At 68.4% G+C, this 12,898-nt stretch carries 10 protein-coding genes and 1 pseudogene; 1 reads left to right on the top strand and 10 read right to left on the bottom strand.

Going from position 1 to position 12,898, the window contains the following annotated elements; genetic code table 11:
- Window positions 1–140 precede the first annotated feature (140 nt).
- From WS69_RS17090 to aceK, 6 genes are all read right to left on the bottom strand, one after another.
- Window positions 141–1,403, bottom strand: coding sequence for a dienelactone hydrolase family protein (locus WS69_RS17090; protein WP_162498969.1), 1,263 nt, complete (start codon window positions 1,401–1,403; stop codon window positions 141–143).
- 130 nt (window positions 1,404–1,533) lie between these two features.
- The gene (locus tag WS69_RS17085; protein WP_059471888.1) at window positions 1,534–1,992 is read right to left on the bottom strand and encodes a YchJ family protein; all 459 of its coding nucleotides are present in this window, start codon (window positions 1,990–1,992) and stop codon (window positions 1,534–1,536) included.
- Window positions 1,993–2,019: 27 nt separating this feature from the next.
- On the bottom strand, window positions 2,020–2,697 hold the full coding sequence (locus tag WS69_RS17080; RefSeq protein ID WP_059471887.1) for an SDR family oxidoreductase: 678 nt from the start codon (window positions 2,695–2,697) through the stop codon (window positions 2,020–2,022).
- 34 nt (window positions 2,698–2,731) lie between these two features.
- The gene (locus tag WS69_RS17075; protein WP_059471886.1) at window positions 2,732–3,925 is read right to left on the bottom strand and encodes an acetyl-CoA C-acetyltransferase; all 1,194 of its coding nucleotides are present in this window, start codon (window positions 3,923–3,925) and stop codon (window positions 2,732–2,734) included.
- The gene (can, locus tag WS69_RS17070) at window positions 3,912–4,682 is read right to left on the bottom strand and encodes a carbonate dehydratase (RefSeq protein ID WP_059471885.1); all 771 of its coding nucleotides are present in this window, start codon (window positions 4,680–4,682) and stop codon (window positions 3,912–3,914) included. The genes WS69_RS17075 and can overlap by 14 nt, the downstream gene beginning before the upstream one ends.
- A gap of 57 nt (window positions 4,683–4,739) precedes the next feature.
- Complete coding sequence (gene aceK, locus WS69_RS17065; RefSeq protein ID WP_059471993.1) at window positions 4,740–6,551, bottom strand: bifunctional isocitrate dehydrogenase kinase/phosphatase; 1,812 nt, start codon at window positions 6,549–6,551, stop codon at window positions 4,740–4,742.
- Window positions 6,552–6,837: 286 nt separating this feature from the next.
- On the opposite strand from aceK, the gene WS69_RS17060 reads away from it, so the two are divergent.
- A complete protein-coding gene (locus WS69_RS17060) occupies window positions 6,838–7,917 on the top strand; it encodes an MBL fold metallo-hydrolase (RefSeq protein WP_059471884.1) in 1,080 nt (359 codons plus the stop codon).
- A 326-nt stretch (window positions 7,918–8,243) separates the two neighbouring features.
- Here WS69_RS17060 and WS69_RS17055 read toward each other — a convergent pair whose 3' ends face one another.
- From WS69_RS17055 to WS69_RS17040, 4 genes and pseudogenes are all read right to left on the bottom strand, one after another.
- The gene (locus WS69_RS17055) at window positions 8,244–9,887 is read right to left on the bottom strand and encodes an ABC-F family ATP-binding cassette domain-containing protein (RefSeq protein WP_059471883.1); all 1,644 of its coding nucleotides are present in this window, start codon (window positions 9,885–9,887) and stop codon (window positions 8,244–8,246) included.
- Window positions 9,888–10,094: 207 nt separating this feature from the next.
- The gene (locus WS69_RS17050; RefSeq protein ID WP_059471882.1) at window positions 10,095–11,684 is read right to left on the bottom strand and encodes an ABC transporter substrate-binding protein; all 1,590 of its coding nucleotides are present in this window, start codon (window positions 11,682–11,684) and stop codon (window positions 10,095–10,097) included.
- Between the two features lie 174 nt (window positions 11,685–11,858).
- Window positions 11,859–12,203, bottom strand: a pseudogene (locus WS69_RS17045) (acetyl-CoA C-acetyltransferase); the annotation flags it as partial.
- Window positions 12,204–12,278: 75 nt separating this feature from the next.
- Entirely contained in the window at window positions 12,279–12,695 is a 417-nt protein-coding gene (locus WS69_RS17040; RefSeq protein ID WP_059471992.1) for a MarR family winged helix-turn-helix transcriptional regulator, read from the bottom strand.
- Between the last annotated feature and the right edge of the window lie 203 nt (window positions 12,696–12,898).

Genomic DNA, 12,898 nt, shown 5'->3' with positions numbered 1-12,898 from the left:
TCGAATGCAATCGGCGTGGACTGAGGAGCCGGTGGCGCGCGCGGACGACGCGCGGCATCGATGTGAGGAAAGCGGAAAAAAGCGGGGAAGGAAAGCGTCTCGCCTCGACGCCGGTAAACGTCGTGCGGCCGGTCAGCCGATCAGCGGCTCGCGAGCGCGCGCGCGGCGCTCGGCGATTCGTCTGCCGTTTGCGCGCCCGCATCGCGCCAGACGACGCGATTGTCGACCGCATAGAGCTGGCATTGTCCGGCGCCTTGCTTGCGGCAGCCTTCGAGCGCGAGCGCCATCGGATCGTCGCCGCCTTCGGCCCACGACCACGCGCCTTCGCTCGATACCGCGAACGCGCGGCTCGGATGCTGCGCGAGGAAGCGGCGATACGCGGCGCGGCCGGCGTCGTCGACGAACGGCACGGCTTCGACCGCGTCGATCGCCGCGTAGCCGGTCGCCTTCGGCTCGTGCGGATTCGCGACCGCGTAGCGGACCGAGGTCGGCAGATCGAGCTGCGCGAGGAACGACGCGACGGGCGGCCACCAGATCGGCACGCCGTCGCGATCGACGATGATCCGGTGCGCGTCGTCCTTGTAGCGGCCGAAGTCGACGAAGAGCGTGCTCGCGCCGTGCGACGTGTACGCGTCGCGCAATCGCGCGACGAGCGCGGGCGACCACACCGAGTCGTTGTCGCCGTACAGCCACAGCGATGGCACGTGCGTGCGCGAGCCGTACGTATCGAACGCGTTGACGAGGTTCTTCTGCCAGCCTTCGCAGAGATCCTGGCGCAGCCCGCCCGAGAAGTTGATGATCCCGCGCACGCCGCGCGCGGCTTCGGCGCCGTAGGCGAGCGACACGAGGCCGCCGTGCGACGTGCCCGCGACGACGACGCGCCGCGCGTCGACGTAAGGCAGCTTCGACATGTAGCCGATCGTCGCGGCGACGTCGCGCGCCTGCGCGACGCCGTTGCGCTCGACGTCGCAGCCTTCCTGGATGTACGCGCCGCCCGAGCCCGCGAAGCCTTCGCGGTTCGGCGCGACGACCGCATAGCCGCGCCGCACGAACTCGCGTGCGAACGACAGCGGCCGGCTGCGCGGCTGCGCGCGCAGATCGCCGGGATTCTTGCCGTGGTTGAAGACGACGAGCGGGAACGGGCCGGGGCCGTCCGGCTTGAACACCGTCGCCTCGAGCGTGACCGTGCCGGCGGCGTCGATCGGGATGCGGATGATCGTTTCGTTGAGATTCGCGGCGACGGGCGGCAGGCCCGAATCGCCGTAGTCGAAGCGCTCGGCGTTCGCGAGCGCGCGGGGCGCGGCGGCAGGCGCGGACGGAATGCCGGACGGCAGCGGACCGGCCTGAGCGGCCGACAGCACGCATGCCGCGATCCATCCCGTCATCACCTTGCCAAATGCCATGCCTGAGCCCACCGACGCGAATTGCACCAAATGTGGGCCATCCTAGCCTGACAAATTTCGGTTGTGCAATGCCGGAATAACCCGGCATTGCGAAATTCGTCGCAGTCCGCGGATATCGGCCGGGGCGAACTCAGCGGTCGCTTACATCGCCGTCGACATAGCGCCACGCGCCTTGCGCGTCGCGCGTGAAGCGGCTCGTTTCGTGCATCCGGTGCGCGCGTCCGCCGACTTTGTAGCGCGCGACGAATTCGACTTCGGCGTGCGTATCGTCGAGCGGCGCATGACGCCTGATCGCGAGGCCGAGCCAGCGCGGCGCGTCCGCGCGGCCGGCGTCGGCGTTTGCGTTGAGGTCGGGCGGGCAGGTGCGCGGGTCCCAGGTCGCGCGCAGGTAGTCGGTCGCGCCGAGCACGTAGGCGCTATAGCGCGAACGCATCAGCTCGAGCGCCGTCGACGCGGGGACATGCTCGTCGATCAGGCGTCCGCAGCAATCCGCGTAACGCGGCGCCCGTGCATTCGCGGACGCGCCGGGCGCGGCGCCGCCGCACGGACAGTCGAGCGGACGCTCGGAGATATTCGTCGTGGCTTGCATCGTGATTCGAGGGACGGAGCGGCCGGCTCACCAGCCGAGCTCGACGCCGTCGTATTGGAAGAAGCGGCCGTTCGCATGCTCGCGGTCGCCCGCCGCCTGCGCGATCACGCGGCGCATGCCGGCGACGCTCGCCTGCGGATCGAGCGCGGCCTGCGCGCCGCCCATGTCGGTGCGCACCCAGCCCGGATGCAGCGCGATGCAGGCCGCATGCCGCGCCTGCAGCGACGCGACCCGCAGCGCGTCGTTCACCGCCGCCTTGCTCGCGCGATACAGCCAGCCTGTCGTGCCGGTCGCCTCGCTGATGCTGCCCATCTTGCTCGACAGCACCGCGAGGACGCCGCGGCTCTCCTCGACGAGCGGCAGCAGGATCGGCAGCAGCAGCATCGGGCCGAGCACGTTCGTGTGCATCACCGCGTCGAAGTCCCCCGCGCTGACGGGCTCGACGCCCGCCGTGCGCGGACCGTACACGCCCGACACGACGACGGCCGCGTCGAGCGCGACGTCGCCCAGCCGCCCGTCGAACGCGGCGACCGCTTCGGGCTGCGCGACGTCGAGCGCGAGCGCGCGCGCGCCGATCGAATCGAGCGATGCGAGCGACGCTTCGTCGCGCGCGGTGGCGATCACGCGCCAGCCGTCGTGCAGATATTGGCGCGCGAACTCGCGGCCGATGCCGCGCGATGCGCCGACGATCAATACGGTCTTCATCGAAGGACTCCTGTTCGAGTGCGCGCCGGCTCGGTCAGATCAGCTCGATGCCCATCGCGGTCGCCTCGCCGCCGCCGATGCACAGGCTCGCGACGCCGCGCTTGGCCGCGCGCGCGCGCAGCGCGCCGATCAGCGTGACGAGGATGCGTGCGCCCGATGCGCCGATCGGATGGCCGAGCGCGCACGCGCCGCCGTTCACGTTCACCTTGCCGTGCGGCAGGTCGTGCTCCTTCATCGCCGCCATCGTGACGACCGCGAACGCCTCGTTGATCTCGTACAGATCGACTTCGGCCGCGCGCCAGCCGTTCTTGTCGAACAGGCGGCGGATCGCGCCGACGGGCGCCGTCGTGAACTTCGACGGCGCCTGCGCGAACGTCGAATGGCCGACGACGCGCGCGAGCGGCGCGACGCCCAGCCTGTCGGCCGTCGAGCGGCGCATCATCACGAGCGCGGCCGCGCCGTCGGAGATCGACGACGCATTCGCGGCGGTCACGGTGCCCGTCTTGCTGAACGCGGGCTTGAGCGTCGGAATCTTCTCGGGGCTTGCCTTGAACGGCTGCTCGTCGCGCGCGACGATCGTTTCGCCCTTCTTGCCGGCGACCGTCACGGGCGCGATTTCCCACGCGAACGAGCCGTCTTCGTTCGCCCGCTTCGCGCGCGCGAGCGATTCGATCGCGAACGCGTCCTGCGCCTCGCGCGTGAACGCGTACTCGCCCGCGCATTCATCGGCGAACGTGCCCATCAGGCGGCCCTTGTCGTACGCGTCCTCGAGGCCGTCGAGGAACATGTGGTCGAGCACCTGGCCGTGGCCCATCCGCATCCCCGCGCGCGCCTTCGGCAGCAGGTACGGCGCGTTCGTCATGCTTTCCATGCCGCCCGCGATCGCCACGTCGACCGAGCCCGCGACGAGCATGTCGTGCGCGAACATCGCCGCGCGCATGCCCGAGCCGCACATCTTGTTGACCGTCGTGCAGCCGACGGAAAGCGGCAGCTTCGCGCCGAGCGCCGCTTGCCGCGCGGGGGCCTGGCCCTGACCCGCGGGCAGCACGCAGCCCATGATTGCTTCGTCGATCTGCTCCGGTTTCAGGCCCGCGCGCTCGAGCGCCGCGGCGATCGCGGCCGCGCCCAGCTGCGGCGCGGCGAGCGAAGCGAAGTCGCCCTGAAAGCCCGCGATCGGCGTGCGTGCCGCCGAAGCGATGACGATCGGATCCTGATCAACAGCCGTCATGTTTCGTCTCCTTGATGGTTTGGGCAATGAGATCGACCGCGCCGGCGAGCTGCGCCGCGTCGGCCGCCACGACGTCATTGTCCGCCGAATGCGCGCTTTTTGCCGAGAGCGCGCCGACCGCGCGACGGTACGTCGCATCCAGTTCGTCGGGATGCGACACGGACATCCCGAGATTGCGCATCCGGCCGTCCTGCACGCCGTACACGAGCGCGTGCACGGTGAGCGGCTGGCCGCGCGCCCACGCGTCGTTGACGATCGTCGTGCGGCACACGTTGACGACCTGCTCGATCGAATTCAGTTCGATGAGGCGCCGGTAGCGCGCTTCGCCGAGCGGCCATTCGTCGAGCAGCGACGCGTGCTTCTCGCGCACGTCCTGCACGTGATGCAGCCAGTTGTCCGCGAGCCCGACGCGGCGGTTGTGCAGCGCCGCGTTCACGCCGGAGCAGCCATAGTGGCCGACGACCATGATGTGCTTGACCTTCAGCAGATCGACCGCGAACTGGATCACCGACAGGCAGTTGAGGTCGGTGTGCACGACGACGTTCGCGATGTTGCGGTGGACGAACACTTCGCCGGGCGGCAGGCCGATGATCTGGTTCGCGGGCACGCGCGAATCGGAGCAGCCGATCCACAGATACTCGGGTGCCTGCTGGTCGGCGAGGCGCGAGAAGTATTGCGGGTCGCCGGCGAGCTTGCGTTTGACCCAGGCGTCGTTGTTGTCGAACAGATGGGAGAGCGGATGGTCGTTCGTGTTCATCTCAAGTCGTTTCCGTGGGATGAAAGAGGGGCGTTCGTGCGCGGCGGGCGGCCGCGCTCATGCGGCGGCGCGCTTGCCGGCGTCGGCCGCGTCGCCTTCGGAGAAACGCGCCGGATAGCGGATGCAGAAGCGCAGCGCCGGCTCGTACGCGAAGAAATCGGGCAGCTCGCCGCGCAGCAGGCGGTCCTTGCTGTCCTGCCAGAGTTGCGGATCGAAGAAGTCGGCGTGATGCTTCATGAAGTATTCGCGCACGCGCGGATCGCCGAGCAGGAACGGCGCGTAGGTTTCCGGGAAGATGTCGTGCGGGCCGACCGTATACCACGGTTCGCCGGACATCTCGTCTTCGTCGGTGCGCGGCGGCGGCACGCGGCGGACGTTGCAGTCGGTCAGGTACTCGATCTCGTCGTAGTCGTAGAACACGACGCGCCCGTGGCGCGTGACGCCGAAGTTCTTGTACAGCATGTCGCCGGGGAAGATGTTCGCCTGGATCAGCTCCTTCACCGCGTTGCCGTACTCGCGCACGCCGTGCTCGATCTTCGCGTCGTTGCCGCTTTGCAGATACAGGTTGAGCGGCACCATCCGGCGCTCGATGTACAGGTGCTCGATGACGAGGTTGTCGCCGTCGTATTCGAGCAGCGACGGCACTTCCTTTTCGAGCTCGCGCACGAGCGCGTCGTCGAGCCGCGCGAGCGGCAGGGCGACGCTCGAGTATTCGAGCGTGTCCGCCATCCGGCCGAGACGGTCGTGGCGCTTGACGAGCAGGTACTTGTCCATGATCTGCTCGCGCGTCGTTTCCTTCGGCGGCGGGAAGCGGTCCTTGATCATCTTGAACACGTACGGAAACGACGGCAGCGTGAACACGAGCATCACGAGCCCCTTGATGCCGGGCGCGACGATGAAGCGGTCGCTCGAATGCGACAGGTGATGCAGCAGATCGCGATAGAACAGGTTTTTGCCCTGCTTCTGCAGGCCCACCGACGTGTAGATTTCGGCCTTCGGCTTGCCCGGCATGATCGAACGCAGGAACTGCACGTACGCGGACGGCACGTTCATGTCGACGAGGAAGTACGAGTGCGAGAAGCTGAAGATGATCTTCAACTGGTCGCGGCGCAGCAGCACGGTGTCGAGCGCGAGAAGGCCCGCGCGCACGTGGCGGATCGGCACCGCGAACGGCAGCACGCGGTCGCCGTTGATGATGCGGCCGATGATGTACGCGGTCTTGTTCCGGTAGAACAGCGACGACAGCACGTGGATCTGGAAATTCACCGCTTCGTCGAACGCGCCGAACTCGTCGTGGATCGCCTGCATGATGCAGGCGATGTCGCGCTCGAGATGCTCGAACGGCGGGTTCAGCTGGAAATTCGTGACGATCCGCTCGAGCGTCGCCGCGAGCCCCTCGCTGCCCGGATAGTACGCGCGGTAGGTCGGCTTCGCGGCGGGCTCGTCGTTCTCGATGTATTCGGTCGAGATCGCCGGGCGCACGAAGATGAAGTCGTTGTTGAAGTACGAGCGATGCAGGATCTTGCAGCACACCGAATTGAAGAACGTCTCCGCGCATTCGGGCTGACGGTGCGATGTCAGGAGACCGATGTAATGCAGCTTGATCTGCGGCCAGACTTCGCTGTCGATGTTCTCGGCGTCGTACTCGTCTTCGAGCAGCTCGACGCATTCGCGCACGCGGTCGTCGTACGACGTGATGCGCTCGCGCGCGAGCCGCTGCAGCCCATGCCAGTTCGCGCCCTCGAACAGATCCTTCGCTTCGACGGCCGCTTCGCGGAAGATCCGGTAGTGGCGATCGAAGTTCTCGAGGATCGTCTGCGCGACGTCGAAGCCGATCTGCGAGGACAGCAGTTTGGGAAAGTGATTCATCGTGCGCGGGCTCACAGGCGGAAAGCTCACGCCATTTTAGCGCCCGGACGGCGTGCTTTAGGCAAAGCGGGGCGATTCGGCGCAGGCGGCCCGCGCGAACGGTTCAGCGACGTTCGCCGACGTTTCGCGGATCTTCCCGCAACGCTCGGGGTTCGCGCGGGATCGTGGCGCGATCTTTTTTCAGGGGCGCGAAGGCTCGCGGCGCGCGGTTTCGCGTTGAGCGATAGAATCGGTTCCGGTTCGCGCCGCACCGCGGGCCCGACGACAACGCAACGAGACACCCCCGATGAACGCACTGGAACACCAACTCGATTACCCGTTCGCCGACACGCTGCCCGAGCCGGGCAGCTTCGTCGAGGTCGCGCCGGGCGTGCGCTGGTTGCGCATGCCGCTGCCGTTCGCGCTCGACCACATCAACCTCTGGCTGTTGCGCGACGAGATCGACGGGCAGGCGGGCTGGACGATCGTCGACTGCGGGATCGCGTCGGCGGACATCAAGGCGCATTGGGAGCGGATCTTCGATGCGCATCTGGACGGCCTGCCCGTGCTGCGCGTGATCGTCACGCACTGCCATCCGGATCATTTCGGACTCGCGAACTGGCTGTGCGAAGGCGGCGACGGCGCGCGCTGGAACGTGCGGCTGTGGATGACGCTCGGCGAATACCTGTTCGGCTGCCTGATGGCGGCCGGCAACGGCTCGAATGCGGGCGGGCCGGGCGCGGCCGAGCACTTCGCGCGCCATGGCCTGACCGACGCCGCCGCGCTCGACAAGCTGCGCAACCGCCGCAGCTACTTCTCGGATCTCGTGCCCGGCGTGCCGCCGCGCTACCGGCGGCTGCGCGAGGGCGACGCGGTCGAGATCGGCGGACGAGAATGGCGCGTCGTCACGGGCTACGGCCATTCTCCCGAACATTGCGCGCTCCACAGCGCAGCGGACGGTGTGCTGATTTCCGGCGACATGGTGCTGCCGCGGATCTCGACGAACGTGTCGGTGTTCGATCTCGAGCCGGAGGCGAATCCGCTCGCGCTCTATCTGGGCTCGCTCGGCCGCTACGAGGCGATGGCGTCCGACACGCTCGTGCTGCCGTCGCACGGCAAGCCGTTCCGCGGGCTGCACACGCGCATCGCGCAGCTGCGCGCGCATCACGACGCGCGGCTCGCCGAGGTGCGCGACGCGTGCCGCGAGCGGCCGTCGAGCGCGGCCGACATCGTGCCGATCATGTTCCGGCGGCGCGAGCTCGACATTCATCAGATGACTTTTGCGCTCGGCGAGGCGATCGCGCACCTGAACCTGCTGTGGCTCGCGGGCGAGCTCGTGCGCGAGACGGGCGCGGACGGCGTGATCCGGTTCCGGCAGGCGGGCTGATGCGGCCGGCGGCGCGGGGGCGGCTTCGGGCGATCGATTTCGGGCTGTCGATTGCGGCGCGTCGATGTCGCTTGCGGGTGGTTGATTCGATTGCCGTTCGCGTTGCGCCGATCGTCGATTGCCCGGCATCGTTCGGCGTGCGATGTTTGCCGCGCGCATGCCCTCCCCTGAGGCAGGCAGCCATCCGCCGCCTCAGCAAGCGAGCGCATCGCTTGTTGCGGGCCGTCGGCCGTCTTCAGGCCACCGGTTTCATGCCTCGGCTCGATCCCGCTCCCGACATCGAATCGCCGTCGCCGGCCCAATCTCGGATGCCCGGCGATCCGGCGTCACGCGACGGGCTCGAAGCGCCACCCATCTGCCGTCCACCGCATCGTATGCGTCGGTGCGAGCGCGTCGATGAACGCCGCGTCGTGCGACACCACGACGATCGCGCCCGGGAAATCCTCGAGCGCCGCTTCGAACGCCTGCACCGATTCGAGATCGAGGTGGTTCGTCGGCTCGTCCAGCAACAAGAGCTGCGCGGGCGTCTCGCGCCAGAGCGCACACGCGAGCGCGGCCTTCAGCCGCTCGCCGCCGCTCAGGCGCGCGGTCGGCTGAGTCGCGCGCGTCGCGTCGAGCTGTAGCAGCGCGAGGCGGCTGCGCAGCTCGCCTTCCACGAGCGGCGTGCGCAGCGCCGCGAGCTGCTCGACGACCGAGCGCTGCGGATCGAGCAGCGCGAGCCGCTGATCGAGATACGCGAGCGGCACGTGCGTGTCGCAGCGTCCCGAGCGAGGCGCGAGTTCGCCGGCGAGCACGCGCAGCAGCGTCGATTTCCCGCAGCCGTTCAGTCCCGCGAGCGCGATCCGCGCGGGCCCGTACGCGGACCACGTGACGGTCGCGGCGCGCGCGTGCGCGGGCAGCCACGGCAGGCGCGCGGCGTCGAGCGTGAAGAGCCGGCGGCGCGCGCCGACTTCGGTGCCCGGCAGCGACACCAGCACCGGCGCGTCCGGCTCGACGCGCTGCGCCGCCTCCTGCACTGCGTCGCTCATTGCGGCCTTCGCGTCGCGATGATCGCGCCGCACGCGGCCCATGATGTCGTTCGCACTGCCGATCAGCGCCATGCGCTCGGTACTCGACACGTTTGCCGTCAGCGCATAGCGGCGTGTGCCGGCCGCATGCCGCTGGATCGTGTCGTGCTCGCGCGCGAGCCGGCGGCGCTCGCGGTCGCGCTCCGCGCGTGCGTGATCGAGCGCGGCCTGCGCCGCGTGCGCTTCGGCGTCGCGCTGCGCGCGATACGCGGCGTAGTTGCCGCCGTAGACGCGCGCGCCGCGCGGCGTCAGCTCGACGATCCGCGCGACCTCGTGCAGCAGCGCGCGATCGTGGCTGACGACGATCAGGCCGCCGCGCCAGCGGGCGAGCGCGGCGCGCAGCCATGTGCGGCCGGGTGCATCGAGATGGTTCGTCGGCTCGTCGAGGACGAGCAGGTCGGCGCCCGACAGCAGCGCGCCGATCATCGCGACGCGTGCGAGCTGGCCGCCGCTCAGCGTGTGCGCGGGCGCATCGGCGTCGATCGGCAGGCCGGCATCGTCGAGCGCCGCGCGCCAGCGCTCGGCAAGATCCCAGCGCCCGTCGAGCGTGTCGAAGTCGTCTTCGAGCGCATCGCCGCGCGCGACGCGCTCGAGCGCCGCTAGCGGTGCGTCGAGATGCGCGACGGCGGCGGCCGTGCGTTGCGGGTCGTGCGTCGCGTCGGCATCGTGCTGTGCGACGAAGGCGATCGACGCATGCCGGCCGATCGCGCCCGCCGTCGGCGCGAGCCGGCCCGCGATCAGGCGCGCGAGCACGCTCTTGCCGGCGCCGTTGCGGCCGACGATCGCGGTCGGCGTGCGATCGAACGTGAGGTCGAGCGAATCGAACAGCGTGACGCCGTCGTCGAAGCGGAAGGAAACGCGATGGAGCGCGACGAGCGCGGTGGCGGATGCGGCCTGAGCCATGAGCACCTCCGAAAATGGGTTGCGACTTTCGCGCGGCGCGCACGATGTGCATCGCACGGCGGCGAAACCATTCTGGAAAGGCTCAGTTGTCCACTTGGCGGCTCGGAATTCGTCGGATGAAAGGTGCGCGCAGTATAGCAAGCGGTGCGCTCGACAGACAAGCATGGCCCGGTGCGCGGCTTGCGCCCGGGCCGTGGCGGCTCGGCTTTACTGCACCGACACCGTGTCGAAGTGCTGCCGCCCGAACGGGCTCACGCGATAGCCGGTGACGTTCGGGCGCGTGATCGCCGCCGCGGTCGGATAGCCGAGCGGAATCCACAGCGCCTCGTCGTGGATGATCTTCTGCGCGGCTTCATACAGCTTCGCGCGCTTCGCCTGGTCGGCGGTTTCCTTGCCGTCGGTGATTAGCTTGTCGAGCTTCGGATCGCAATAGCGCGCGAAGTTGAGCCCCGACTTCACCGCGTTGCAGCTGAATTGCGGCGTGAGGATGTTGTCCGGATCGCCGTTGTCGCCGGCAAAGCCCATGAACAGCAGGTCGTGCTGGCCGAGCTTCGCCTGCTTGATCAGCTCGCCCCATTCGATCACCTTCACGTCCGCCTTCACGCCGATCTTCGCGAGGTCCGCCTGCAGCAGCTCCGCGCCCGCCTTCGGGTTCGGGTTCAGCACGCTCCCCGTCGGGCGCACCCAGATCGTCGTCGCGAAGCCGTTCGGGAAGCCCGCCGACGCGAGCAGCTGCTTCGCCTTCGCCGGATCGTGCGGATACGGCGCGATCGATTTCGCATAGCTCCACGTGTTCGGCGGGTACGGGTTCGTCGCGGGCGTCGCGGTGTTGTCGAACACGACTTTCAGGTAGGTCGTGCGATCGAACGCGAGATTGATCGCCTCGCGGACCTTGTCGTTGTCGAGCGGCTTCTTCTGCGTGTTGAGCGCGACGAACGCGGTCATGAACGCGGGCGTCTCGACGACCTTCAGCGCGCGGTCGGCCTTCGCCGCCGCGACGTCCTGCGGCTTCGGCGACAGCGCGATCTGGCATTCGCCCGCCTTCACCTTCTGCGCGCGCACCGACGGATCGGGCGTGATCGCGTAGATGAGGCGCTCCACCTTCGGCTTCGGCCCCCAGTACGTCGGGTTCGCTTCGTAACGGATCACCGCGTCCTTCGTGTAGCTCTTCAGCACGAACGGGCCGGTGCCGATCGGCTTCGCGTTCAGATCGGTCTGCTTGCCCGCCTTGAGAAGCTGATCCGCGTACTCGGCCGGGTAGATCGACGCGAAGCCCATCGTCAGGATCGGCACGAACGTCGCGTTCGGCTCGTTCAGCTCGAATTTCACGGTATCGTTGTCGACCTTCGTGACCGCCTTCACGAGCTTCACGAGCCCCATCGACTGCGCATGCGGAAAGCCGCTCGCGCCCGCGACCTTGTGCCATGGATTCGCATCGTCGAGCATCCGGCTGAACGTGAAGACGACGTCGTCCGCGTCGAGCGCGCGCGTCGGCTTGAAGTAGTCGGTGGTCTGGAATGCGACGTTCGGGCGCAAGTGGAACGTGTACGTGAGGCCGTCGGCGCTGACGTCCCATTTGTCCGCGAGCGCGGGCACCACCTTCTTTGTCGCTTCGTCGTACGACACGAGCGTGTTGAAGATGACGTCGGCGGACGCATTCGTCGTGACGAGCGAGTTGTACTGCACGACGTCGAAGCCGTCCGGGCTCGATTCGGTGCAGACCGTCAGCGGTTTCGCGGCGACGACGGCGGGGGCGGCGGCGATGAGCGCAGCGGCGGCGATGAGCGTGAAGCGCATGAGATCTCCCACGTGGCGTAATTCTGATGACGGCGGGCGGCAACGCCGCAGCGGCCGCACGCCAGCGGGATAGCATACCGTCAATATGCGCTCGACGTTAATCGGCGTCGGAACGCACCGTGTCGCGACGCCGGAATCGCCGCCGCAGCGGCGCGGTGCCGCGGGGCGGCGGCGTTACGTCAGCTCGATCGCCAGCGCGGTCCCCTCGCCGCCGCCGATGCAGAGGCTCGCGACGCCGCGCCGCGCGCCGCGTGCGCGCAGCACGCCGAGCAGCGCGACGACGATGCGCGCACCCGACGCGCTGATCGGATGGCCGATCGCGCATGCGCCGCCGTGCGCGTTCACGCGTGCGCGGGGCAGGCCGAATTCGCGCATCACCGCCATCGGCACGATCGCGAACGCCTCGTTGATCTCGTAATAGTCGATGTCCGACGGCTGCCAGCCGGTGCGCGCGAACAGCTTGCACAGTGCGCCGATCGGCGCCGTCGTGAACCATTCGGGCTCCTGCGCGTGTGCGGATGGGCGCGTGTGCCGCACCGCGGCGCGCAGCATGGAGCGGTGCGCCGCGTGGGTGGAGCGTCGCCGAACGGCGGATCAGTCCGAGAGCGCCTCGGCGAGCGCGAAGATCTCGGCGTCGAGCGCTTGCATGTTCCGCTTGCCGATGCGCCGATACACGTCGCGCTGCGCCGCTTCCCAATCGACACGGGACGCCTTGTACAACGCGGCGCCCTTCGGCGTGAGGCGCCATAAGCGCACCCGCTGATCGTCGCCGGTTTCGGCGCGCACAAGCTGATTCGATTGCAGCGTCGCGAGCGTGCGGCTCAGCGTGGTCTGGTCGAGCAGCAGGCGCGTCGCGAGCTCGCCCGTCTGCAGCGTGCCGTAGCCGTGCAGCGCCGCGAGGATCGTGAACTGCGTGACGCGGATGCCGTGCTTCGCGAGATGCGTGTCATAGAGCGACGTGATGGCGCGCGTGGCCTGGCGCAACGTGCCGCAGTGGCACAGGAGTCTCATCGGAGCGTCGCTCATCGCGGGTCCTTCTGAAGGGTTCGTCGGCAACGAATATTCTATGACGTACAAAATGCATATGCATGATTTCGTGCCGATTGGCGGCGGCATATCGGGGTAATGTTTCGCTGTCTTGGCCGACGAATAAATGCATATGCATCGATTTGGCGGCGAGACGTGCGCGTCGATCTCGACGCATGCGGCTTCGT

Origin of the sequence: Burkholderia sp. BDU5 (assembly GCF_001522845.1) — a bacterium.
GTDB lineage: Bacteria > Pseudomonadota > Gammaproteobacteria > Burkholderiales > Burkholderiaceae > Burkholderia > Burkholderia mayonis.
The sequence above is the reverse complement of the archived record's forward strand: the minus strand, read 5'-3'. Positions and strand labels throughout refer to the sequence as shown.